At 73.3% G+C, this 24,026-nt stretch carries 22 protein-coding genes; 3 read left to right on the plus strand and 19 right to left on the minus strand.

Annotation, left to right across the window (positions count from 1 at the left end; genetic code table 11):
• Positions 1–119: 119 nt before the first annotated feature.
• The 7 genes from RMN56_RS00565 to ruvC all read right to left on the minus strand — a co-directional run bounded on the left by RMN56_RS00565 (position 120) and on the right by ruvC (position 6,882).
• On the minus strand, positions 120–686 hold the full coding sequence (locus RMN56_RS00565) for an adenine phosphoribosyltransferase (protein ID WP_313721816.1): 567 nt from the start codon (positions 684–686) through the stop codon (positions 120–122).
• Positions 687–782: 96 nt separating this feature from the next.
• Positions 783–1,976, minus strand: a complete 1,194-nt coding sequence (gene secF, locus RMN56_RS00570; protein WP_313721817.1) for a protein translocase subunit SecF — start codon at positions 1,974–1,976, stop codon at positions 783–785.
• Position 1,977: 1 nt separating this feature from the next.
• Positions 1,978–3,924, minus strand: coding sequence for a protein translocase subunit SecD (secD, locus tag RMN56_RS00575; protein WP_313721818.1), 1,947 nt, complete (start codon positions 3,922–3,924; stop codon positions 1,978–1,980).
• Positions 3,925–4,147: 223 nt separating this feature from the next.
• Complete coding sequence (yajC, locus tag RMN56_RS00580; RefSeq protein ID WP_376787256.1) at positions 4,148–4,438, minus strand: preprotein translocase subunit YajC; 291 nt, start codon at positions 4,436–4,438, stop codon at positions 4,148–4,150.
• A 194-nt stretch (positions 4,439–4,632) separates the two neighbouring features.
• Positions 4,633–5,697 carry a Holliday junction branch migration DNA helicase RuvB gene (ruvB, locus tag RMN56_RS00585; RefSeq protein ID WP_313721820.1) on the minus strand — a complete coding sequence of 355 codons (1,065 nt, stop codon included), beginning with the start codon at positions 5,695–5,697 and terminating at the stop codon, positions 4,633–4,635.
• 58 nt (positions 5,698–5,755) lie between these two features.
• Positions 5,756–6,358 carry a Holliday junction branch migration protein RuvA gene (ruvA, locus tag RMN56_RS00590; RefSeq protein ID WP_313721821.1) on the minus strand — a complete coding sequence of 201 codons (603 nt, stop codon included), beginning with the start codon at positions 6,356–6,358 and terminating at the stop codon, positions 5,756–5,758.
• Complete coding sequence (gene ruvC / locus RMN56_RS00595; protein ID WP_151461880.1) at positions 6,355–6,882, minus strand: crossover junction endodeoxyribonuclease RuvC; 528 nt, start codon at positions 6,880–6,882, stop codon at positions 6,355–6,357. The genes ruvA and ruvC overlap by 4 nt, the downstream gene beginning before the upstream one ends.
• A 181-nt stretch (positions 6,883–7,063) precedes the next feature.
• Here ruvC and RMN56_RS00600 point away from each other — a divergent pair, with 181 nt between their 5' ends.
• Entirely contained in the window at positions 7,064–7,846 is a 783-nt protein-coding gene (locus RMN56_RS00600) for a 3-hydroxybutyrate dehydrogenase (protein ID WP_262283821.1), read from the plus strand.
• Positions 7,847–7,860: 14 nt separating this feature from the next.
• Positions 7,861–9,780 carry a helix-turn-helix domain-containing protein gene (locus RMN56_RS00605; RefSeq protein WP_313721822.1) on the plus strand — a complete coding sequence of 640 codons (1,920 nt, stop codon included), beginning with the start codon at positions 7,861–7,863 and terminating at the stop codon, positions 9,778–9,780.
• 15 nt (positions 9,781–9,795) lie between these two features.
• On the opposite strand, the gene RMN56_RS00610 is transcribed toward RMN56_RS00605, so the two are convergent.
• The 9 genes from RMN56_RS00610 to RMN56_RS00650 form a co-directional block, all read right to left on the minus strand.
• Entirely contained in the window at positions 9,796–10,404 is a 609-nt protein-coding gene (locus tag RMN56_RS00610; RefSeq protein WP_313721823.1) for a TetR/AcrR family transcriptional regulator, read from the minus strand.
• A gap of 11 nt (positions 10,405–10,415) precedes the next feature.
• Positions 10,416–11,981 carry an MFS transporter gene (locus RMN56_RS00615; RefSeq protein WP_313721824.1) on the minus strand — a complete coding sequence of 522 codons (1,566 nt, stop codon included), beginning with the start codon at positions 11,979–11,981 and terminating at the stop codon, positions 10,416–10,418.
• Between the two features lie 119 nt (positions 11,982–12,100).
• Positions 12,101–13,417 carry a glycosyltransferase 87 family protein gene (locus RMN56_RS00620; protein ID WP_313721825.1) on the minus strand — a complete coding sequence of 439 codons (1,317 nt, stop codon included), beginning with the start codon at positions 13,415–13,417 and terminating at the stop codon, positions 12,101–12,103.
• A gap of 78 nt (positions 13,418–13,495) precedes the next feature.
• Positions 13,496–14,518: a branched-chain amino acid ABC transporter permease gene (locus RMN56_RS00625; protein WP_313721826.1), complete on the minus strand. Its 1,023-nt coding sequence runs from the start codon at positions 14,516–14,518 to the stop codon at positions 13,496–13,498.
• Positions 14,515–15,396: a branched-chain amino acid ABC transporter permease gene (locus tag RMN56_RS00630; RefSeq protein WP_313721827.1), complete on the minus strand. Its 882-nt coding sequence runs from the start codon at positions 15,394–15,396 to the stop codon at positions 14,515–14,517. Before RMN56_RS00630 ends, RMN56_RS00625 begins: the two co-directional genes overlap by 4 nt.
• Before the next feature lie 7 nt (positions 15,397–15,403).
• Positions 15,404–16,654 carry an ABC transporter substrate-binding protein gene (locus tag RMN56_RS00635; RefSeq protein WP_313721828.1) on the minus strand — a complete coding sequence of 417 codons (1,251 nt, stop codon included), beginning with the start codon at positions 16,652–16,654 and terminating at the stop codon, positions 15,404–15,406.
• Between the two features lie 48 nt (positions 16,655–16,702).
• On the minus strand, positions 16,703–17,395 hold the full coding sequence (locus RMN56_RS00640) for an ABC transporter ATP-binding protein (RefSeq protein WP_313721829.1): 693 nt from the start codon (positions 17,393–17,395) through the stop codon (positions 16,703–16,705).
• Positions 17,382–18,143 (minus strand): ABC transporter ATP-binding protein, encoded by a 762-nt coding sequence (locus RMN56_RS00645; protein ID WP_262283812.1) that lies wholly within the window; start codon positions 18,141–18,143, stop codon positions 17,382–17,384. Before RMN56_RS00645 ends, RMN56_RS00640 begins: the two co-directional genes overlap by 14 nt.
• A gap of 223 nt (positions 18,144–18,366) precedes the next feature.
• Positions 18,367–19,566: an FAD-dependent monooxygenase gene (locus RMN56_RS00650; protein ID WP_313721830.1), complete on the minus strand. Its 1,200-nt coding sequence runs from the start codon at positions 19,564–19,566 to the stop codon at positions 18,367–18,369.
• Positions 19,567–19,722: 156 nt separating this feature from the next.
• Between RMN56_RS00650 and RMN56_RS00655 the strand changes: the two genes are divergently transcribed.
• A complete protein-coding gene (locus RMN56_RS00655; RefSeq protein WP_313721831.1) occupies positions 19,723–20,649 on the plus strand; it encodes a TetR/AcrR family transcriptional regulator C-terminal domain-containing protein in 927 nt (308 codons plus the stop codon).
• Here the strand turns inward: RMN56_RS00655 and RMN56_RS00660 are convergent.
• Genes RMN56_RS00660 through RMN56_RS00670 form a run of 3 tightly spaced genes read right to left on the minus strand, consistent with a single transcriptional unit; the run spans position 20,633 to position 23,846 of the window.
• On the minus strand, positions 20,633–21,709 hold the full coding sequence (locus RMN56_RS00660; RefSeq protein ID WP_313721833.1) for an alcohol dehydrogenase catalytic domain-containing protein: 1,077 nt from the start codon (positions 21,707–21,709) through the stop codon (positions 20,633–20,635). The two genes, RMN56_RS00655 and RMN56_RS00660, sit on opposite strands and share 17 nt — an antisense overlap.
• Entirely contained in the window at positions 21,706–23,148 is a 1,443-nt protein-coding gene (locus RMN56_RS00665; RefSeq protein WP_313721834.1) for an aldehyde dehydrogenase family protein, read from the minus strand. The genes RMN56_RS00660 and RMN56_RS00665 overlap by 4 nt, the downstream gene beginning before the upstream one ends.
• A gap of 44 nt (positions 23,149–23,192) precedes the next feature.
• Positions 23,193–23,846, minus strand: coding sequence for a TetR/AcrR family transcriptional regulator (locus RMN56_RS00670; RefSeq protein WP_313721835.1), 654 nt, complete (start codon positions 23,844–23,846; stop codon positions 23,193–23,195).
• Between the last annotated feature and the right edge of the window lie 180 nt (positions 23,847–24,026).

Raw genomic sequence — 24,026 nt, forward strand, 5'->3', positions numbered from 1 at the left:
CCCCGCGCCGCCGGACGGTCACCCGCCCGGTCAAGCAAAGGGCAATGCTACCCGTACGCAGGGTACGCCGCCGCTCCGCCGGACGGACCGCGCCAGGACCGTCCGTCGGGCCGGCGGCGTCAAACGGTCAGCAGGGCATGGACCGGACGTGGAGCGAGCCGCTCCCGCCCCTTGAGGAAGCCCAGTTCCAGGAGGACCGTGAAGCCGACCACCGTGCCGCCGGCCCGCTCCACCAGGTCCAGGGTGGCCTCCGCGGTGCCGCCGGTGGCGAGCACGTCGTCCAGGACCAGGATCCGGTGGCCGGCCGTGAAGGCGTCCTGGTGCACCTCCAGGGTCGCCTCGCCGTACTCCAGCGCGTAGGAGGCCGAGTGGGTGGCCCGGGGCAGCTTGCCGGCCTTGCGCACCGGCACCACGCCGACCCCGGTGGCGTACGCGACCGCCGCGGCCAGCACGAACCCGCGCGCCTCGATGCCGACCACCGCGTCGAACGAGTCCCGCCCGTGGTACGCGATGATCCCGTCGACCACCTCGCGGAAGGCCGTGCCGTCGGCGAAGAGCGGCATCAGGTCCTTGAACATGACTCCGGGCTTCGGGAAGTCCGGCACGTCCAGCACCCGGCTGGCGACCAGTTGGGCGACCTCTGGGCCGCTGTCTCCCCGTACTCCGGTGGTGTGGGTCTCCGTCACGGTGCGTCCCATGTCCTCTCGAACGACGGCGGCGTCCGTCATGCCGCTTTCACAGCATGGCGGACGCCGCCGGGTCGATCCCTACCGGGTGGGCGGTCAGCGGCGCTTCGCGCCACCGGGCCGGTTGCCCCCGCCGCCGGCCGGACGCCCGCCGCGGGCGCCGCTGGGGCGCTTGCCGGCCGGGCGCGCGCCGACCTTCGGGGCGGCGCCGGCCAGGGCGGCCGCCTCGGGGTCGATGGCCTCGTCGGCGGTGGCCGCCGCGGCCCGCGGCGCGCCCTTCGGTGTGACCTCGCCACGGGCGATGGCGCCCCGGCGGGCCAGCACCCGCTTGTTGTGCGCGCTGATCCGCGGCTCCTGGTTCTTGAGCAGCACCAGCAGCGGGGTGGCCAGCAGGATCGAGGTCAGGAAGGCCACTGCCATACCGACGAAGAGCACCAGGCCCAGGTCCTTCAGGGTGCCCGCGCCCAGCAGGCCGGCGCCGATGAAGAGCAGGCCGCCGACCGGGAGCAGCGCGACCACCGAGGTGTTCAGCGACCGCATGAGGCTCTGGTTCAACGCCAGGTTGGCCGCCTCGCCGTAGGTCTGGTTGTTGTTGGCGGTGATGCCCCGGGTGTTCTCCTGGACCTTGTCGAAGACCACCACCACGTCGTAGAGCGCGAAGCCCAGGATGGTGAGGAAGCCGATGATCGTCGACGGGGTGACCTCGAAGCCGACCAGCGAGTAGATGCCGGCCGTGAGCACCAGGTTCGTGAACAGCGACGCGATCGCGGCGACCGCCATCCGCCACTCGAAGCGGAGGATCAGGTAGATCGCCACCACCGCCACGAAGATCACCAGGCCGAGCAGGGCGCGGGAGGTCACCTGACTGCCCCACGCCTCGGAGACCTGGCTGCCGCTGATCTGGTCGGTCTGGATGCCGAACGACTGCGCCATCTCGGTCTTGACCTGGTTGGCCTGCTCCGCGGTGAGCTGCCCGGTGCGCAGCTCGTAGTACTCGCCGCTGGTGCTGCCGACCTTCTGGGCGGTGACCACCTCGGCGCCGCCGCCCTTGGCCGCGAGGGCCGCGTCGACCTTCGCCTCGGCCTGCTCCAGCGTGCCGACGCTGGCCGGCACCTGGAACGAGTTGCCGCCGGCGAACTCGATGCCGAGCTTGAAGCCGCTGATCGCGAAGCTCAGCACGGCGATCAGCACCAGCACGCCGGCGACGCCGAACCAGAGCTTGCGCTTGCCGACGATGTTGAGATCGGCCTCGCCCCGGTAGAGCCGGGCGGCCAGACCACTCTTAGCCATCTCAGGCCTCCTTGACGCGCGGGTTGCGGCCGGTGCCGGCCTCGGCCGACCGGGCCGGGAGCGCCCGGCCCAGGCCGCTGACCCGCGGGGACAGGAACGCCCGGGTGCGGGCGAACATCGTCATGATCGGGTGGCGGAAGAGGAACACGACGACCAGGTCGAGGACGGTCGCCAGGCCGAGCGCGAAGGCGAAGCCCTTCACCGCGCCGACCGAGACGATGTAGAGCACCACGGCCGACATCAGGGTGATGGCGTTCGCCGAGATGATCGTCCGCCGCGCCCGGACCCACGCCCGCGGCACCGCGCTGCGGGGGCTGCGCCCCTCTCGGATCTCGTCCTTGAGTCGCTCGAAGTAGATGACGAACGAGTCCGCCGCCACACCGAGCGAGACGATCATGCCGGCGATGCCGGCGAGGGTGAGCGTGAACCCGATCGACCGGCCGAGCACCACGAGCGCGCCGAAGACCAGCAGCGCCGAGAGCACCAGGCTCAGGAAGATGACCGAGCCGAGCAGCCGGTAGTAGAAGAACGAGTAGATGATGACCAGCAGCATGCCGATGCCGGCCGCCAGCAGACCCGCCTTGAGGTGGCTGTCGCCCAGGGTCGCGGTGACGTTCTGCTGCTCCTGCGGCTCGAAGGTCACCGGCAGCGCGCCGTAGCGGAGCTGGCTGGCCAGCGCGTTGGCGCTCTTGTTGTCGAAGCTGCCGGTGATCTGCGAGTCACCGGTCAGCACGCCCTGGATCTCCGGGGACGAGACGATCTCGTTGTCCAGCACCACGGCGACCCGGCACTTGCCGTCCGAGCCGAGCGCGGTCTGGTCGCAGGCCTGACCCTCGTTGTTGAACGCCTCGCGGGTCAGCGCGGTCCACTTCTCCTGGCCCTTGCCGGTGAAGTTCAGGCTGACCACCCAGGAGCTGGTCTGGTCGAGCACGGCGTTGGCGTCGTCGACGTCGGTGCCCAGCACCTTGGCCTTGTCGAGCAGGTACTTGGCGCCGGACTCGCAGGCCACCGCCTGCTGGTTCTCGTCCTTGATCGACGCGGCCGGGCGGTTGTCGAGCTGGGCGCAGGTGATGGTCGGGACGTTGAACTGCATCCCGACCGGCAGCACCGCGACCTCCTGCGGGGAGAGGGTGCCGAACGGCTTGAGCTTGTCGGCCAGCGACGGGTCCGCGGTCAGGTCCGCCGGCGCCTGGAGGCCGGAGGCGGCGGCCCAGGCGGCCGCACCCACCTTCTGCTCGATGGCCTTGCGCTGCTGCTCGACGCTCTGCGGCACCGGCTCGGCGCTGGCGCTCGGGCTCGGCGCGGCGGCGCTGGGCGTCGCCGACGGGGTCGGGGCGGCGGCGCTGACGCTCGGCGTCGGGGCCATGCCGCCCTGCCCGCCGGCGCTCGGCGACGTGGTGGCCTTCGCCCCGGCGCTCGCGGTCACCTTCGGCGAGGCGCTGCCGGACGGGGCCGGGGTGGCGCTGCCCGACGGGGCCGGGGTGGCGCTGCCCGAGGGAGCCGGGGTGGCGCTGGCGGTCGGGGCCGGCGCGGCGGCGGCGCCGCTGCCGTCGGTGGCCTTGAGCACCTTGCGGAAGCGCAGCTCGGCGGCCTCACCGACGTTCGTCAGGTCGCGGTTCTGGCCGGGCAGGGAGATGACGATGTTCCGGTTGCCCTCGGTGACCACCTCGGCCTCGGCCACGCCGAAGGCGTTGACCCGGTTCTCGATGATCTGGCGCGCCTCCTCCAGGTTGGCGGAGGTCGGGGGCTTGCCGTCCACGGTGTTGGTGGCCTCGAGCGTCAGCCGGGTGCCGCCGACGAGGTCCAGGCCGAGCCGGGGCTCCAGCCGATCCTTCCAGCCACCGCTGGCGCCGCCCGAGAAGAACACCAAAAGATAGAGGACGACGAAGATGAACCCGAGAACGGCGAGCTGCCGTCCGGGGCGCATCTGTCCCTGAGGTGGTGCCACGGCTGTCCTGTCTCCCTGTACGGTCGCGCCGCTTCGACAGCGGCGGGATTGTCGGGCCGGGGGTGTCCGCCCGACTGCTCCGGGGGGCCGGCGCCGCCGGACGGCACGCCTCCCCTGCGCACGACGCGGCGGCGTCGCGCGGGGTTCCCCGCGTGCCGGCGTCGGACGCCGACCCAACTATCCACTTGTGTGAGTGAATCCGCTGCCCCGTCCGGGGCCGGTGTCACTCCTTGACCGACTCGGCTTCCTCGGAGATCGTCTCGGCCTCCGGAGCCTCGACCCGCTTGACCACGCGGGCGATCGCCGGGCGGGCGTACCGGGTCTGCACGCCCGGAGCCACCTCGATCAGGACGGTCTCGTCCTCGACCCCGGTCACCGTGCCGTAGAGCCCGCCGATGGTGACCACCTCGTCGCCCACGCCGAGCGCGGACTGCATCTGCTCGGCCTCACGGCGACGCTTCTGCTGGGGGCGGATCATCATGAAGTACATGACGCCGAAGAGCAGAGCGATCATGAGGATCGGCGTCAGACCGCCGGCCCCTCCGCCACCTGCTGCAAGGTTCTGCACGGTTGTCGACCTTCCCATTGGCCTCTGCTCCCCCCAATGGGGTGCCGGAGCGGAGGCGACTTCTCACGTCCTGTACAAACCGCGGCGAAGTCTAATCCCTGCACCTGAGAACACCGAATGCGGCACAGATCACGTTCGGATCACGGCTGATCGGTCTGAGCCGAGAACAGATCGGGCGCCGGAGGGGCATCCATGCCAAATGTACCATTCGGCGGCGTACGCCCCAGATGGTGCCAGGCAGCCGGGGTGGCCACGCGGCCGCGCGGAGTCCGTGCCAGCAGCCCGGCCCGGACCAGGAAGGGCTCGCACACCTCCTCGACCGTGTCCGGCTGCTCCCCCACCGCCACGGCGAGGGTGGAGAGCCCCACGGGGCCGCCCCGGAACGAGTCGACCAGGGCCGTGAGCACGGCACGGTCCAGCCGGTCCAGGCCGAGCGCGTCGACGTCGTAGACGGTCAGGGCGGCCCGGGCGGTCTCCAGGTTGACGACCCCCTCGGCGCGGACCTCGGCGAAGTCGCGGACCCGGCGCAGCAGCCGGTTGGCGATCCGGGGCGTGCCCCGGGACCGGCCGGCGATCTCCGCGGCCCCGTCGGCGGTGATCGGCACGCCGAGGATCCGCGCGGACCGGTGCAGCAGCGTCTCCAGGTCGGCCGGGGAGTAGAAGTCCAGATGCGCGACGAAGCCGAACCGGTCCCGCATGGGGCCGGTGAGCAGGCCGGACCGGGTGGTCGCACCGACCAGGGTGAACGGCTCCACGTCGAGCGGGATGGCGGTCGCCCCCGGCCCCTTGCCGACCACCACGTCGACCCGGAAGTCCTCCATGGCGCTGTAGAGCAGTTCCTCGGCGGGCTTGGCGATCCGGTGGATCTCGTCGATGAAGAGCACGTCGCCCTCGGCCAGGCCGGTCAGGATGGCGGCCAGGTCCCCGGAGCGCTCGATCGCCGGCCCGCTGGTCACCCGGATCCCCGAGCCCAGCTCGGCGGCCACGATGTTGGCCAGGCTGGTCTTACCGAGGCCGGGCGGTCCCGACAGGAGGATGTGGTCGGGCGGAGAGCCCCGCCGCATGGCGCCCTGGAGCAACAGATCGAGCTGGTCGCGGACCCGATCCTGGGCGATGAACTCGGAGAGGCGCTTCGGCCGGACGCTGGCCTCCGCGTCCCGTTCCGCGTCGCTGACGTACGCCGAGACCAGGTTCTCGCCAGTCATGAGCTGATCTTCGTTCGCGACTGCGGGGCTCGCAAACCCGACTCACGCCTCGCGCTCGTCATCGGGTGCGGCCCAGGAGGCGGATGGCCTGCTTGAGCAGGACCGGCACGGGCGGGGTCTCCCCGTCGACGGTCTCCGCGACGGCGGCCACCGCCTGCTCGGCCTGGGCGGCGGTCCAACCGAGCCCCACCAGGGCCTGGCGGACCTGGTCCGGCCAGGCGCCGGCGGTCACCCCGGCCGCCCCGTCGACGCCCACCGGCACCGGGCCGACCCGGTCGCGCAGTTCGAGGACGAGCCGCTCGGCGCCCTTCTTGCCGATGCCGGGCACCCGGGTGAGCGCGGCGGTGTCGGCGTTGGCGATGGCCTTGCGGACCGCGTCGGGGGTGTGCACGGCGAGCACCGCCTGGGCCAGCCGCGGCCCCACCCCGCTGGCGGTCTGGAGCAGCTCGAAGAGCTGCTTGGCGTCGTCGTCGGGGAAGCCGTAGAGGGTGAGCGAGTCCTCCCGCACCACCAGGCTGGTGGCCAGCCGGGCGGGCTGGCCGACCCGCAGGTCGGCGATGGTGCCGGGGGCGCACTGCACGGCCAGGCCGATGCCGCCCACCTCCACCACCGCGTGGTCCGGACCGGTCGCGGTCACCGTGCCGCGCACGCTGGCGATCATCGCGCTCCTCCTCGTCGTGCCCGCTCGGCGGCGGCGGCCAGCTTGGACCGGGTGCCCCCGCGCCAGATGTGGCAGATGGCCAGGGCCAGCGCGTCGGCGGCGTCGGCCGGGCGGGGCGGCTCGGGCAGCCGCAGCAGCCGGGTGACCATGGCGGTCATCTGCGCCTTGTCGGCCTGCCCGGAACCGGTCACCGCCGCCTTCACCTCGCTCGGCGTGTAGGTCTGCACGGGCAGGCCGGCCCGCGCCCCGGCGAGCACGGCGATCCCGCTGGCCTGGGCCGTGCCCATCACGGTGCGGACGTTGTGCTGACTGAAGACCCGCTCGACGGCCACGGCGTCGGGGCGGTGCTCGGCGACCAGGTCGGTGAGCGAGCGGTCCAGGTGCAGCAGGCGCAGCGGCAGGTCGTCGCCGGGGTCGGTGTAGACCACGTAGTAGGCGACCAGGGTGCAGGGACGGCCCGGCACGCCCTCGACCACGCCGACCCCGCACCGGGTCAGCCCCGGGTCGACGCCCAGCACGCGCACGCCGCCTCCTCCCCGAGCCACCGGCAGTACGTGTGTTCGACACCCTACTGGTGCGCCCCGACGCCCGGCCGGGCGGACACGCCGGCAGCGGCGGACACGATCCGCGCCACACACTGAAGCGGTCGAGTATGTGTCGCCGCCCCATGTGCCGCCGGCCACACAGCTCGTAACTTCTTGCGCCATGACGGCAGAACCCGTGGCGGTCCCCCACGTCGTGAACGTCGACCTCTCCGGTCGCGCCGCGCTGGTGACCGGTGGTGGCAGCGGCATCGGACGGGCCTGCGCCCTGCGCCTGGCGGCGGCCGGCGCGGCGGTGCTGGTGGTCGACCGCAACGTGGAGGCGGCCAAGGCGGTGGCCGCCGAGGCGGGCGGCCGGGCGGAGGGGGTGGACCTGGCCGACCCCGAGGCGGTGGACCGGCTCGACGTCGACGTGGACATCGTCGTCAACAACGCCGGCCTGCAGCACGTCGCGCCGGTGCAGGAGTTCCCCGTCGAGCGCTTCGAGTACATCCAGCGGGTGATGGTGGAGGCGCCGTTCCTGCTGATCCGCCGGGCACTGCCGCGGATGTACGCGAACGGGTGGGGCCGGATCGTCAACATCTCCTCGGTGCACGGACTGCGCGCCTCGCCGTTCAAGGCGGCGTACGTCTCGGCGAAGCACGCCCTGGAGGGGCTGTCGAAGGTGGTGGCGCTGGAGGGCGCCGCGCACGGGGTGACCGCCAACTGCATCAACCCGGCGTACGTGCGGACCGCGCTGGTGGAGAGCCAGATCGCCGACCAGGCGGCCAGCCACGGCATCGGCGAGGACGAGGTGGTCGAGAAGATCATGCTGGCCCGGGCGGCGATCAAGCGGCTGATCGAACCGGAGGAGGTGGCGGAGCTGGTCGCATACCTGTGCTCGCCGCCCGCCGCGTTCATCACCGGCGCGTCGATCGCCCTCGACGGGGGCTGGACGGCCAACTAGTGGCCTCGCGCACAATGTCGGTCATGTCGTCGCCGGTCGAGTTCCTGGAGCTGCTGGCGCGGGAGGCCGCCGCGGTCGAGTTCGAGGGCCCGCTGGTCGCCGCCCGCGCCGCCGGCCTGCCCGCCGAGCGCCTCGCCGAGCTGGAGCAGGCGAAGCTGGTGGCGTTGCGGGTCCGCGCGCTGCTGGAGCGGCGGCGCCGCCGGGAGATCGAGCTGTCCGGCCTGTACGACACGGCGAGCGACCTGGCCGGGCTGCGCGACCTGGACGACGTGCTGCGCGCCATCGTGCACCGGGCGCGGATCCTGCTCGGCACCGACGTGGCGTACATGACGCTCAACGACGACGAGCGCGGCGACACGTACATGCGGGTCACCGACGGCTCGATCTCGGCCCGGTTCCAGCGGCTGCGGCTGGAGATGGGCGACGGCCTGGGCGGCCTGGTGGCGCAGACCGGCACCCCGTACGTCACCTCGAACTACCAGGAGGACGACCGGTTCAAGCACACCGGGGAGATCGACGGCGGGGTGGGCGAGGAGGGCCTGGTGGCCATCCTGGGCGTGCCGCTGCGGTTGGGGTCGAGCGTGATCGGCGTGCTGTACGCGGCCAACCGCTCGGCCCGGCCGTTCGCCCGGGAGGAGGTGTCGCTGCTGGTCTCGCTGGCCGCGCACGCCGCGGTGGCGATCGACACGGCCCGGCTGCTGGCCGAGACCCGGTCGGCGCTGGAGGAGCTGTCGGCGGCGAACAGCACGATCCGGGCGCACAGCAGCTCGGTGGAGCGGGCGGCCGCCGCCCACGACCGGATGACCGCCCTGGTGGTGCGCGGCGGCGGGATGGAGGACGTGGCCGCGGCGGTCACCGAGGTGCTCGGCGGGGCGCTGCTGGCGCTGGACGCCGAGGGGCGGCGGCTGGCCCGGGTGGGTGAGATCGAGGAGCCGGACCGGGCGGACATCGTGGAGGCGGTGGCCGCGTCCCGCACCGAGGGGCGCAGCGTCCGCCGGGGTCCGCTCTGGTACGCGGCCGTGGTGGCCGGCGCCGAGAACCTGGGCGCCCTCGTGCTGCGCCCGGACGGCGAACTCGTCGACGCCGACCAGCGGATCCTGGAGCGGGCCGCGCTGGTCACGGCGTTGCTGCTGCTGTTCCGCCGGACGGTGGCCGAGGCGGAGGGTCGGGTCCGGGGCGAGCTGCTGGACGACCTGATCGCCCGGCCGCTGCGGGACACCGACGCGCTGCGCAGCCGGGCCCGCCGGCTCGGTGTCGACCTGGACTCCCCGCACGTGCTGGTGGCGGTCGGCGACGACGCGATCGCCGCCACCGGCTCGGCCCGGCAGCGGGTGCTCTCCTGGGCCACCACCTACGCGTCGACGCGCGGCGGTCTGGCCGCGGCGCGCGACGGGCGGGTGGTGCTCATGCTGCCCGGCCGGGACGCGGGCGGGGCGGCGCGGGCGGTGGCCCGGGACCTGTCCCGGGTGACCGGGCGTCCGGTGACCGCCGGGGCGAGCGGGCCGTCGACCGGCCCGGCCTCGCTGGCCACCACCTTCGCCGAGTCGGAACGGTGCCTGACCGCGCTGGGCGCGCTGGGCCGGGCCGGGCAGGGTGCGAGCACGGCCGAGCTGGGTTTCGTGGGGCTGCTGCTGGGCGCGGTCGGCGACTCGGGCGACCGGGACGTGGCGGGTTTCCTCACCGCGACGGTGGGGCCGGTGGTCGACTACGACGCGCGGCGGGGCACCGCGCTGGTGAAGACGCTGGAGGCGTACTTCGGGGTGGGTGGCAGCCTGGCCCGGGCGGCGGAGCTGCTGCACGTGCACGTCAACACGGTGACCCAGCGGCTGGAGCGGGTCGGGCAGCTGCTCGGCGCGGACTGGCAGAAGCCGGAGCGCGCCCTGGAGGTGCAGCTCGCCCTGCGCCTGCACCGCCTGCGCACCCCGGCCGCCTGACCCGGCCGGGATGCGTCAGCGGGCGCGGAGGCCTTCGAGGACGGCGTCCACGACCCGTTCGGGGAGGATCTGGTCGTCCAGCTCGGGGTGCCAGCGCAGCACCCGCTGGATCAGCATGGGGCCGGTCAGCAGCGCCATGGCCAGCTCGATGTCGACGTCGGCGCGGAGCTCGCCGCTGTCCACCCCGCGGCGCAGCACCTCCCGCATCAGCTTCCGGCGCGGCGCGACGATGTTCTGGTAGAGCTGGAAATGGTCGGGGCTGCGGTTCACCTCGGGCACCAGGCACGGCATGATCTTCGCGGCCCGCGGGTCGACATTGTGACCGACCGCGCCGACCAGCAGCACCAGGTCGTCGCGGACGGAACGCCCGGCCGGCTGGGGCGGCACCCCCTTGAGCCGGCCCAGCGCGTCCATCAGCAACGCGTCCTTGCCGGACCAGCGGCGGTAGATGGTGGCCTTGCCCACCCCGGCGCGGGCGGCGATCGCCTCGATGGAGAGCGCCTCGAGCGTGCTGCCCTCGGCGAGCAGGTCGAGGGTGGCCTCCACGATCGCCTCGTCCGCGCGGACACTCCGCGGTCGCCCGGGCGACCGCGGAGCATCAGCCATGGAAGTCATGTCAGACATTGTCGCCGAACCTACGCGGTCCCGGCCAACTCCGGCTCGGCGGCCGGCCGGGACTCGGTCTCGGCGACCGGGCGGCCCGGCATCCAGCGCAGCACGATGGCCATCCCGAGCAGCGCCACCAGCGCGGAGATCCCCGCCGCCCAGTGCATCGCCGAGACGAACGAGTCGTTCGCCGCGTCGATGAGCCGGGGTGCGCCGGTCCCGAGCCGGCCGGCGACCGCGTACGCCCCGGAGATCGACTCCTGGGCCGCGTCGCGGACGGGGGCGGGCAGGCCGGACAGGGTCGAGGCCACGTCGTTGCGGTAGACCGCGGAGAGCACCGAGCCGAGCACCGCCACGCCGAGCGCGCCGGCCACCTGGCGGACGGTGTTGCTCACGGCCGAGCCCACGCCGGCCTTCTCCCGAGGCAGCGCCGACATGATCGACTCGGTGGCCGGCGGCATGATGTTGGCCATCCCGGCGCCCTGGACGAAGCCCAGCGCCGAGAAGATCCAGATCGGGGTGTCGGCGTCGATGAGCACGAACGCGCCGAGCGCGGCGGCGGTGAGCAGCAGCCCGACACCGGCGACCGCCCGGCCACCGTAGCGGCGGACCATGGCGGCGCTGCGCGGCGCGAAGATCAGCTGCGCGGCGGCGAAGGGCAGGAAGAGCAGGCCGCTCTCCAGCGGGCTGTAGCCGCGGACCAGCTGGAGGTAGAACGCGCCGAAGAACATCACGCCCATGGCGGCGAAGAAGACCAGGCCGACCAGCGCCACCGGCGCGGCGAACCGGGGCACCCGGAACAGCCGGACGTCCAGCGACGGGTGGTCGCTGCGCAGCTCGTGGGCGACGAACCAGCCGAGCACCGCGAGCCCGCCGAGGATCGCGACCCACACCGGCGCCCGGTCGAAGCCGTGCTCCCCGCCGTCGATGATGCCGTAGGTGAGGGCGACGAGGCCGACCACGGACAGCAGCACGCCGAGCAGGTCGACCCGGCCCGGCCGGGGGTCGCGGGACTCCGGGACGAGGGCCGCGACGAGCACCACGCCGAGCACCACCACCGGCACGTTGATCAGGAAGACCGAGCCCCACCAGTAGTGCTCCAGCAGGGCGCCGCCCAGCACCGGGCCGATGGCCACGGCCAGGCCGACCGCGCCGGCCCAGACGCCGATCGCCTTGGCCCGCTCCCGCGGGTCGAAGACGTTGGAGATGATCGACAGGGTCACCGGCATGATGGCCGCGCCGCCGACGCCCATGAGGGCGCGGGTGGCGATGAGCTGGCCCGGGTCGTGGGCGTACGCGGAGAGCAGCGAGGCCAGCCCGAACAGGGCCAGGCCGACCATCAGGAAGCGCTTGCGGCCGAGGCGGTCGCCGAGGACGCCGAAGGTGAAGAGCAGCCCGGCGAAGACCAGGGTGTAGGAGTTGATCGCCCACTCCAGCTCGCCCTGGGTGGCCCCGAGGCCGTGCACCGGGTCGGCGAGGGTACGCAGGGCGACGTTGAGGATGGTGTTGTCGAGGACGACCACGAGGAGGCTGATCACCAGCACTCCCAGGATCGCCCACCTCCTCGGGTGTCCGGTGTTCTCATGCGGTTCCACTCGGGTTCTCCCCCCGGCTCACCCGCGTCAAAATACGATACGGGACAGACTCGTAACGGAGTCGAGCGTAGGTGAGAGTGTTTCGATACGGAACCGGTCCGTATCGTTTGTGTGCCAGGTCACCTCCCGGCGGGGAGGTCGGTCGACGGGGCCTCCGACCGTCCGGCACGTCGCCGGTGGAGCAGCCAGAGCGCGGCGAGCGCGAAGAGCACCAGCGCGGTCAGCGCGTAGGAGTCGACCGCGAACCACCGCGGCCACCCGTCCATGTGGCCGGACTTCCAGATCAGCCCCCGCGGGATGATCTCGCCGGTCCGGGTCGGGCCCGGCCAGAGGACGAAGGGCAGGATCGCCGCGACCGCCACCACGCCCGCGAGCACACGTGACACGCCCGTGGAGCGCCGCACGACGTCGATGAGCACCACCGCCATCGGAGCGGTCCAGAGCCAGTAGTGCGACCAGCTGACCGGCGAGACGAGGAGCATGGTGCAGGCGACGACCACCAGGGCCATCGCCTCCTCACCGGTGCGTTGCAGCGCGGTCGCGAGCGCGAGGCCGACCACCACCACGACGACCGCGGACAGCATCCACCAGCCCGTGTTCAACTCGTTGGTCTCCAACTGGCGGGCGACGAATCCCTGCAGGGACTGGTTGCCGGCGTACTGCGGGCCCGACCCGCCCAGCATCGGCTGGTTGTTGAACGCCCGACCGGTCACCCAGTAGTCGAACGAGTTGCCCGGTTGGATGACGGCGCCCAGCAGCGTGAGCCCGGCGAAGGTGCCCGCCGCGACGACGGCCGCGCGGATTCGTCGCGTCAGCAGCAGGTAGACCACGAAGAGAGCGGGCAGCAGCTTGGTCGCGGTCGCCGCCCCGATGCCCATCCCCTTGAACCGGCTCCGGTCGGGCAGGGCGAGATCGGCCACGACCAGCAGCATGACGAAGATGTTGATCTGACCCAGGTCGAAATTGCGCTGCAGGGGCTCGGTCCACACCAGCACCGCGAGCACCGCGGCGGCGAGACCCAGCCGACCCCGCCCTCCCTCGTAGCCGAGGATCCCGGTGGTGAACCACAGCGCGGCCAGCATCGCGAGCAGGCCCGCCACGCTCCACACGTACAGCGCGACGCGGTCGTCCAGCAGGGTCAACGGCGTCAGGAACGGCAGCGTGACCGGCGGATAGGTGTACGGCAGGTCCAGCCCGCCGTAGTTGACCTGGTAGACCGGTCGGCCGTCCAGGAACGCCCGGGCGGCGCCGAGGTACATGTTGAAGTCCGTGCCGTGCAGCGGCCGGTCCCGCAGGAAGGCGCCATACGCCCCGAGCGAGACGGCCAGCAACGCGAGGCCGGGAACGAGCAGCCACTTCGGCAGGGACACCCGCGGTTGAGCCGGCTGCTCCGCCGGCATCTGGAGAACGAGCCGGCGGAAATCGTGAATGATCATGGTGCCCGGATAATAGTCCGAACGCCGTCGCGGCGGGGTACCGCGCACCCGGCACCCCGCTCGCCGACCCGCGCCGAGCTATTCCCGCCGCCGCGGGCGCCGCCAGCGCAGCGCCAGAGCGGACCCGGTGCCCCAGATGCCGCGCCGGAACAGCAGCACCACGAGGACGAAGATGCCGCCGGTGACCAGGCCGATGGCCTCGAAGCCGGAGAACGACAGCCAGTCCTCCAGCCGGACCACCAGGGCCGCACCGAGCACGCCGCCCCAGAGGGTGCCGATGCCGCCGAGCACCACCACGATGACCGCCTTGCCGGAGGTGGTCCAGTGCAGCACGTCCAGCGAGACGAACCGGTGGCCGACCGCGAAGAGCCCGCCGCCGAGCCCGGCCAGGAAGCCGGAGAGGACGAACGCGGTCAGCTTGTAGCGGTGCACCGGGTAGCCGAGCGCGCGGGCCCGGGCCGGGTTGTCCCGGATGCCGACCAGCACCCGGCCGAACGGCGAGTGCACGATCCGCCAGGCGGCGAGCAGGCCGAGCAGCACGATCGGCAGGATCGCGTAGTAGAAGTAGTAGTCGTCGGAGAGGTCCGCGCCGAAGAACTCCCGGGGCACGCCCTGGAGGCCGTTCTCGCCCTGGGTGACCGACCGCCACTCGTTGGCCACGTAGTAGACCATCTGCGCGAACGCGAGGGTGACCATGGCGAAGTAGATGCCGGTGCGCTTGACCGCGAGGTAGCCGATCGGCAGCGCGAGCAGCGCCGCGGCCAGGGCGCCGGCCAGCACGGCCGCCGGGAAGGGCAGGCCGGCGTGGATCGCCACCAGGCCGGTCACGTACGCCGAGGTGCCCCAGAACGCGGCGTGCCCGAAGGACATCAGCCCGGTGAAGCCGAGCAGCAGGTCCACCGAGACGGCGAACAGCGCCCAGCAGAGGATGTCCACGGCCACCGCCGGGTAGAGCCCGTTCGGCAGCCAGAGGGCCACGACCAGGCCGGCGGCGAGCAGCGCGTACCGGACCCAGCCGGGCGCGCGGGCGACGGTGAGCAGCCCCGACGGCGGGGCCGGCCGGGCCGACTCCTCGGCAGGGGTGTCGACGGCACTGGTCATGCCGGTGCCTCCTCTCGGCCGAACAGGCCGGCCGGCCGCCAGAGCAGCACCGCGGCCATCACCACGAACACGACGGTCTGCGACACGATCGGGAAGTCCGACAGGTACGCCTCGCCCCAAGCCTGGATCAGGCCGATGCCGAAGCCGGCGGCCACCGAGCCGAAGATCGAGCCGAGCCCACCGATCACCACCACCGCGAAGACCACGATGATCAGGTCGGCGCCCATCAGCGGGTTCACCGCCCGCATCGGGGCGGCGAGCACCCCGGCCAGCCCGGCCAGCGCGATGCCGAAGCCGAACACCGGGGTGACCCACCTCCCCACGTCGATGCCGAAGGCCCGCGTCAGCTCGGGACGCTCGGTGGCGGCCCGGACCACCATGCCGACCCGGGTCCGGCCGAGCACCCACCAGACCGCGACGCAGAGCAGCACGGTGAACCCGAGGATGAAGACCCGGTAGGTGGGGAAGTCGAACAGGCCGAAGTCGACGGTCCCGCTCAGCTCGGTCGGGGTGGCGTACGGGCTGGACTGCACGCCGTACCGGGACTTCACCAGGTCCTGCAGGATCAGCGTGAGGCCGAAGGTGAGCAGGAAGTTGTAGAGCGGGTCGAGCCGGGTCAGGCGGTGGATCACCGCCCGCTCCAGCACCATGCCGAGCAGGCCCAGCGCCAGCGGCATGATCACCAACGCGGCCCAGAACGGCACGCCCGCCTCGGCGAGCAGCACGTACGCCCCGAAGGCGCCGAGCATGTAGAAGGCGCCGTGGGCGAAGTTCACCACCCGGAGCATGCCGAAGATGACCGCGAGCCCGAGGGCGAGCAGGGCGTAGAACGCCCCGCCCACCAGCCCGTTGAACGTGTTCTGCAGGAAACCTGACATCAGCCGGTCACATCTTGCAATCCGCCGACGGGGCGCGGAACGCCTCGGCCGCCGGGATGGTCTTGAGGATCTTCACGTAGTCCCACGGCTCACTCACCTCGGCCTGCGGCTTCACCTGGGCCAGGTACGCATCGTGGATGACCCGGTGGTCCTCCGCGCGGATCTTGCCGTTGCGCAGGAAGAGGTCGTTGACCTCCTTGCCCTCCAGGCCCTTGACCACGGTGTCCGCGTCGTCGGTGCCGGCGGCCTGCACGGCCTCCAGGTACTGCATGGCCGCCGAGTAGTTGGCCGCGTGGGCGAACGACGGCCGGGTGCCGGTCTCCTTCTGGAACCGGTCGGCCCACTCCCGGTTCTGCTGGTCGAAGTTCCAGTACCAGGCGTCGGTGTAGGTGGTGCCGGCGAGCGCGGCCGGGGTGAGCGAGTGGATGTCGGTGATGAACATCAGGCCGACGGCCAGCCCGACGCCCTTGTCCCGCAGCTTGAACTCGTTGTACTGCTTCACCACGTTGACCAGCTCGGCGCCGGCCTGCATGGTGCCGAGCACCTGCGGCTTCGGGTTCAGCGTGGGGGCCTTGAGCAGGAACGAGGAGTAGTCGCCGCTGGTGTTCGGGAACGGCGCGCCGTCCTTGCCGACCACCTGCCCGCCGGCGGCGGTGATGGCGGCGGAGAAGCTCTTCTCCATGTCCTGCCCGAACGCGTAGTTCGGGTAGAGGATGTACCAGTTCTTGCCGACCTGCTGGGTGGTCACCGTGCCGGTGCCGTGGGCCAGCATGTAGGTGTCGTACGCGTAGTGGAACGTGTACTTGTTGCAGCTCTTGCCGGTCAGGTCGGTGGTCGCCGCGCCGATGTTGAAGTAGAGCTTTTTCTTCTCCTTGGCCACGTCGGCGACCTTGAGGGCGGCCGAGGAGGTCGGCACGTCGAGGATGGCGTCGACGCCCTTGCGGTCGTACATCTCCTGGGCCTTGCTGTTGGCCACGTCCGGCTTGTTCTGGTGGTCGGCCGTCTCCACGCTGATGTTCTTGGTGACCGCCTTGTCGCCGTACTTGGCCTTGAAGTCGGCGATGGCCATCTCCACGGCCTTGACCGAGTTCCGCCCGGACAGCTCCGAGTAGGCACCGGACTGGTCGTTGAGGACACCCAGCACGATCTTGTCGCCGGTCAGCTTCTGGTCGCCGCCGGACTGCGGCCCACCACCGCCGCAACCGGCCACCAGCACCGCCGCCGCCGAGGCGGCGGCCACACCCACGCTCCTGCGCATGTCGAATCCTTCCCTGCCGCGCGGTCCGCGCGGGTCAGCCGTCGTATGTCAGATTCCGAGGTACGCGAGCAGCTCGCGCTCCCGCGAGCGCACCTCGGAGTTGTCCATCGCCTCCGCGATCCGTCCCTCGGCCAGCAGGTAGTGCCGGTCGGCGACGCCGGTGGCGAAGTGCAGGTTCTGCTCGACCAGCAGCACGGTCACGCCGTGCTTCTTGGCCTCGCGCAACAGGTCACCGACCTGCTGCACGAGCAGTGGGGACAGGCCCTCGGTGGGCTCGTCGCAGAGCAGCAGCCGGGCGCCCATGCGCAGCACCCGGGCCAGCGCGAGCATCTGCTGCTCGCCGCCGGAGAGCATGGTGGCCGCCGAGTCCCGCCGGCTGTAGAGGGCGGGGAACGCCTCGTAGACCCGTTCGAGGGGCCACGGGTCCGGGCCGACCCGGGGCGGCAGCGTCAGGTTCTCGGTGACGGTCAGCGTGGCGTACGCGCCCCGGTCGTCGGGGACCCAGCCGAGCCCCAGCCGTGCCCGCTTGTACGCGGGCAGCTTCGTGACGTCCCGGTCGGCGAAGCTGACCGTGCCGCGCTGGCCGGGGTGCAGTCCCATGACGCAGCGCAGCAGCGTGGACTTGCCGGCGCCGTTGCGCCCGACCAGGGTGACCACCTCGCCGGCGGCCACCTCCAGGCTCACCTCCCGCAGCACCTGGGCCTCGCCGTACCAGGCGGAGAGGTTCTCAATGCGCAGCATCCGCGGCTCCCAGGTAGGCGGTGATGACCCGCTCGTCGGCGCGGACCTGCTCGTACGGCCCCTCCACCAGGACCTTGCCGGCCTGCAGGACGGTGACCGTGTCGGCGAGTCGGCCGACCACGCTCATGTTGTGTTCGACCATGACCACGGTCCGGCCCGCGCGGACCCGGGCGATCAGGTCGACGGTGCGGTCCACGTCCTCCAGCCCCATCCCGGCGGTGGGCTCGTCGAGCAGCAGCACCTTCGGGTCGAGGGCGAGCGCGATGGCCAGCTCCAGGGCGCGCTTGCGTCCGTACGCGAGGGCCTCGGCCGGGGCCTCGGCCAGCTCGGCGAGGCCGACCATGGCGAGCAGCTCGTCGGCCCGGTCGCGGTAGCGGCGCATGAGCTTCGCCGAGCGCCAGAACCGCCACCCCAGCCCGCTGGGCGCCTGGAGGGCCAACTCGACGTGCTCCCGCGCGCCCAGCTGGGGAAACAGGCTGGTGATCTGGAAGGAGCGGGCCACGCCGAGCCGGGCGACCCGTTCCGGGGGCAGGCCGGTGACGTCCCGGCCGGCCAGCTCGATCCGCCCGGCGCTGGGCGGCAGGAAGCCGGTGAGCAGGTTGAACAGGGTGGTCTTGCCGGCACCGTTCGGCCCCACCAGGGCGTGCACGGTCTCCGGCGCCACGTCGAGGTCGACCCCGTCGACCGCCCGGAACCCCCGGAAGTCCCGGGTCAGCCCTCGGGCCGACAGGATCGCTTGGCCGGCCATCGCCTCACCCTCCGCAGGTCCACCACCATCGCGCCGGCCAGGTCGGTGACCGGGGTCACAGGGCCGACGCGTGCAGGAAACCTACGGCGCAGCAGCGGAGTCGAGCCATGTCGGTCCCCCACATATTCACCCCCGATGGGACGGGCCCGCTCCCCATAGGGGGCGGGCCCGTCCACCGCCATCCGAACGGATCGGCGGCCGTCGACATGTGGTGGCGCCACCGTCAGCGGGCGGCCGCGTACTCCGGCAGGTCGATCCCGTCGGCCTTGCTGAAGAAGAGCCGGGTGGCCAGCCCGCGCAGCGGGCGGGAGGTCATCGCCCGCATCGACAGGTCGCGCATCCGGATCGCGGCCCGGCTGGCCGGCAGGAAACCGGAGATGCCGCCGCCCGGCAGCTCCTGGCTGCGCGCCACGTGCGGGCGCAGCAGCTCCTCGTAGCGGCGGTAGGCCACCGCGTGGTCGCCCCGCGCCGCCGCCAGCTCGCCGGCCAGCAGGTACGCGCCGACCAGCGCGAGGCTGGTGCCCTGCCCGGTGAGCGGGGACGGGCACCAGGCGGCGTCGCCGAGCAGCGCCACCCGCCCGGCGCTCCACGAGTCCATCCGCACCTGGCCGTACCGGTCGAAGTAGAAGTCGCCGGCGGCCGGCGCGGCGGCCAGCAGGTCGGCGGCGCGCCAGCCGACACCGGCGAAACGCTCGGCGAGCAGCCGCTGCTGGGCGGCCCGGTCCCGGCGGTCCACGTCGAGTTCGCCCGAGCGGAAGCTGAAGAACGCGGCGGTCCGGCCGTCCCGGGTCGGGCGGGTGCCGACCACTCGGCCGCCCGGCGCGTTGTGCAGCAGGAACCATCCGGTCTCGTCCCGGTACGGCGTGGAGAAGTAGGCGAGGTACGCGCCGAGCGGCCGGACGTACGCCGACTCGGGGCCGAAGGCGAGCGCCCGGGTGCGGGAGTGCGAGCCGTCCGCGCCGATCACCAGGTCGACGGTGCGCGGGGCGGAGCGGGTGAAGGTGAGCCGCACCCCGTCCCCGGTCTGGTCCAGGGTCTCGATCGAGTCGTCGAAGACGTACTCGACGTCGTCCCGGGTGGCCTCGTAGAGCAGCCGGGCCAGGTCGCCGCGCTCGATCTCGATGTCGGCGACGATGCCCTCCCCACCGAAGGCGTGCACCGGCAGCCGGGCGCGCGTCCCGCCCCGCTCGTCGACGTACGCCATGCCCTGCTCCCGGACGGTCGCGGCCCGGATCCGGTCGGTCAGCCCCATCCGCTCGACCACCTGGCGGGCGGTCCCCCGCACGTCGACCGTCTGCCCGCCGGGACGCAGCCCGGGGGCGTTCTCCACCACGGTCACGGCGAAGCCGTGCCGGCGCAGCCAGAAGGCGAGGGCCGGGCCGGCCACGCCGGCGCCGGAGATGAGCACGGTCCTGTCGTTCATGGTGTTCTCCCGAGATCGCGTGTACACCGTCCACCCGGACCGGGCCGGGCGCTGCGCGTCACGCTAGGTCCGTGCGGCTCCGCGCGCCCCCGGCGACCTAGTACGCTGCCCGTTCCGGAGTGCCCGGCGGCGCGGGTGTACTAGTACGCTGCCGGGATGTCGCCGCACGGTCAGGGTCAGGAGCCGCCGTACCGGCGGATCGCCGCGGAGATCCGCCGCCGCATCGACCTGGGCGAGCTGCAACCCGGTGACCGGGTGCCCTCGGCCCGGCAGCTCACCCGCGAGCACGGGGTGGCCATCGCCACCGCGACCCGGGTGCTCGCCCTGCTCCGCGCCGAGGGACTGGTGCTGACCCGCCCGGGCGCCGGCACCGTCGTCGCCGCGTCCCGGCCCGAGCCGCGGCGGGCGGAGCCGGAGCTGAGCCGCGAACGGGTGCTGCGCACCGCGATCGCCCTCGCCGACGAGGGCGGCCTGGCGGCGGTGTCCATGCGCCAGATCGCCGCCGAGCTGGGCGTGGCCACCATGTCGCTCTACCGGCACGTACGCGGCCGGGACGAGCTGATCCTGGCGATGGCCGACGCGGTGCTGGCCGACGCTCCGCTGCCGGCCACCGAGCCGGCCGGCTGGCGCGCCCGGCTGGACGTGCTCGCCCGGGCCCAGTGGGCGGTCTACCGGCGGCACCGCTGGCTGCCGCACGTCATCTCGATCGCCCGGCCGCAGCCGCTGCCGCACGGCATGGCGCACACCGACATGGCCCTGCGGGCCACCGCCGGGCTGGGCCTGGACCGGCAGGCGCGCTGGCACGTGGCGATCACCCTGATGGCCTACGTGAAGGGCATCGCGACCAACCTGGAGATGGGCGCGCAGGCGGTGCAGGACACCGGCCTCACCCACGACCAGTGGGTGGACCGGCAGCAGGCCACGTTCCAGCAGGTGATGGCCGGTGGCGGGCTGGCCACCATGGACGCCCTGACCAGCGGCGGCGTCGACCTCGACCTGGAGACCGTGTTCGACTTCGGCCTGCGCCGCCTGCTCGACGGCGTCGCCACGTTGATTGCGGGCGACGTCAGTCCGGGAAGGTGACCACCCAGCGGGCGCCCTCGCCCCGGGCCAGCCGGTCCAGCGCCGCGGGCGCCTCGTCCAGGGGGATGGCGCCGCTGACCAGCGGCGCCAGGTCCAGACTGCCGTCGGCGAGCGCGACGGCCAGCTCCGGCACCTCCCGGTCCGGGTCCGAGGAGCCGTAGACCGAGGACCGCAGGGTGCGGGCCGAGTGGAAGATGTCCAGCGCCGACAGGCTGAGCAGGTCGTCCTTGGCGCCCATGCCGACCACGGTGACCGCTCCCCCGCGCCGCGTCGCCCGCCAGGCGGCCCGGATGGTGACGGACCGGCCGACGCACTCGAAGGCGTGGTCGACGCCGCGCCCCTCGGTGCGCGCCCGGATCTCCTTGGCGAGGGTGTCGTCGGACAGGAGGAAGTCGGTGGCCCCGGCGGCCAGGGCGAGCTCCCGCTTCGCCTCGGCCACGTCGACGGCGAGGATCGGCGCCGCGCCGGCCCGCCGGGCGGCGGTCAGCACGGCGAGGCCGACCCCACCGAGGCCGATCACCGCCACCGACTCGCCGGGAGCGACCCGGGCCGTGTTGCGGACCGCGCCCGTGCCGGTGAGCACCGCGCAGCCCAGCAGCGCGGCCTGCTCCGGCGGCAGGCCGGCCGGCACCTCGATGGCGGCCCGCTCGGGCACCACCACCTCCTCGGCGAGCGCGCCGAGCCCGAGCGTGACCTGGAGCGGCCCGCCGTCGGCGGTCTCGCCCCGGGCCACCGAGGCCCCGGTGTTGGCCGTGCAGAGCCAGGGCTCGCCGTGCCGGCAGTGCCAGCACGCGCGGCAGGCGGGGGCCCAGTTGAGCACCACGGGCGTGCCGACGGCCAGCCGCGTGCCGGGCCCGGCCTCGGCCACCACGCCGGTCGCCTCGTGCCCGAGCACCAGCGGGTACGCGGGCGCCACCGTGCCGTCCACCATGGCCAGGTCGGAGTGGCAGATGCCGGCGGCCCGGATCCGCACCCGCAGCTCGCCGGGACCGGGGTCGGGCAGGCGTACCTCCTCGACGGCCGGGGTGGCGCCCCGACCGCGGACCACGAGCGCCCTCACCGCTGGATCGCCTTCAGCTCGGTGAACTCCTCGATGCCGTGGCCGCCCAGTTCGCGGCCGAGGCCGGACTGCTTGTAGCCGCCGAACGGGGCGAGCGGGTTGAACGCCCCGCCGTTGACGTCCACCTGGCCGGTGCGCAGCCGGCGGGCCACGGCCAGCGCCGCCTCCTCTTCGGCGGACCAGACCGCGCCGGCCAGCCCGTACCGGGAGTTGTTGGCGATGGCGACGGCCTCGTCGGTGTCGGCGAACGGGATGACCGCGAGCACCGGGCCGAAGACCTCCTCCTGCGCGAGGTCGCTGTCCGGGTGCACGTCGGCGAACACGGTGGGGGCGACGAAGTGCCCGCGCGGCGGCAGCGGCGCGTCCGGGCCGCCGGCGACGAGGCGGGCGCCGTCCGCGAGCGCCCGGTCGACGTGGCCGCGGACCCGCTCGGCCTGGGCGGCGGAGACCAGCGGGCCGAGCCGGGTGGCCGGGTCGAACGGGTCGCCGGGCCGGTATCCGGCCACGGCCGCCGCGACCAGGTCCAGCGCCTCGGCGTACCGGTCGCGGTGGACCAGCATGCGGGTCCAGGCGGTGCAGGTCTGACCCGAGTTGAGCAGCGCGTTGCCGACCCCGACCTTCACGGCGGTGGGCAGGTCGGCGTCGGCGAGGATCACGTTGGCCGACTTGCCGCCGAGTTCCAGGGCGACCCGGGCGATCCGGTCGGCGGCCAGGTGGGCGATCCGCCGGCCGGTGGCGGTGGAGCCGGTGAACGAGACCAGGTCGACGTCGGGGTGGGCGGCCAGGGCCTCGCCGACCACCGGCCCGGTGCCGGGCACCAGGTTGACCACCCCGGGCGGCAGCCCGGCCTCGGTGATCGCGTCGAAGAGCAGGTACGCGGTGAGCGGCGTCAGCTCGCTGGGCTTGAGCACCACCGTGCAGCCGGCGGCGAGGGCCGGGGCCACCTTGGCGACCACCTGGTGCAGCGGGTAGTTCCACGGGGTGATCGCGCCGACCACGCCGACCGGCTCGCGGACCACGAGGGAGTTGCCGATGGTCTCCTCCGCCGGCGGGCGGGCGGCCAGGTCGACCATGCCGCGCAGCACCGCCAGCGGCAGGCCGGCCTGCACCCGGGTGGCGAGCTTGAGCGGGGTGCCCAGTTCGAGGGCCACCGTGCGGGCGATGTCGTCGGCCCGGGCGGCGAGCGCGGTGTGCAGCCGGTCGAGGTGGGCGGCCCGTTCGGCGGGGGCGGTGGCGGCCCAGCCGGGGAAGGCGGCCCGGGCGGCGGCCACGGCGCGGTCCACGTCGGCCGGGGTGCCGGCGGGAACCTGCCCGAGGACCTCCCCGGTGGCCGGGTTCTCGACCGGGATCGTCCCGCCGTCCGCCGGGTCGACCCAGTCCCCGGCGATGTGCAGATGGCGGCGGACCAGCAGGGCGGGGGGCGCGTCGGCGAGATCCATGGCGTCCCTTCGGGGGCGGGAAACTAGCAGTGGGAGTTTTGACGCTACCCCGGACCGGTCCCGCGTTCCAGGGGGGTCACGGTCCGGGCGTACTCGGCGGCGAGGCCGTGCAGCAGCGCGTCGAGGCCGAGGGTGAACGCGCCCTCGTCGACGCTGCGCTGGTGGCCGCGGAGCCGGTGGGCCTGGTTGAGGTGCGGGTGGGCCGCGTACAGCTCCGGGTCCTCGACGAAGCCGCGGGCGAACGAGCCGAGCGCCGAGCCGGCCACGAAGTACCGCATCGCGGCGCCGATGTGGGTGGCCCGGGCCGGCGGCCAGCCCGCCCGGACCAGGGCGCCGTAGACGGCGTCGGCCATGGCCAGCGCGGCCGGCCGGCGCCCCGGCCCCTGCGCCAGGTAGGGAACGATGTTCGGGTGGACGGTCAGGGCCTCGCGGTAGGACCGGGCCCAGCGGCGCAGCGCCTCGACCCAGTCGTACCGGTCGAAGACGCTGACGTCGACGGAGGCCGTGACGCTGTCCGCCACCGCGTCGAGGATCTCGTCCTTGGTGGCGAAGTGGTTGTAGAGCGACGGGCCCTGCACGTTCAGCGCGGCGGCCAGCCGGCGGGTGGAGAGCGCGCCGAGACCGTCGGCGTCGATCAGCGCGAGCGCGGTCGCGACGATCCGCTCGCGGTTCAGCAGGGCCTGGCGGGGACGGGGCACCTCAGCCCACCCACGCCGGGCTCGCGCCGCACGCCCCTCGCCGGTCGAATCCCGCCACGCCGCCTCCCCCGTCGGAACACCTGCTCACGCACCCTAACCGGGGCGGGGCCGGGGAGCCTCACCGCGACGGGCGGAGGAGGGGTCTGGACGGATGAAAACTTACACCGCTAGTTTAAAGGG

The organism is Micromonospora halotolerans, from assembly GCF_032108445.1.
GTDB lineage: Bacteria > Actinomycetota > Actinomycetes > Mycobacteriales > Micromonosporaceae > Micromonospora > Micromonospora halotolerans.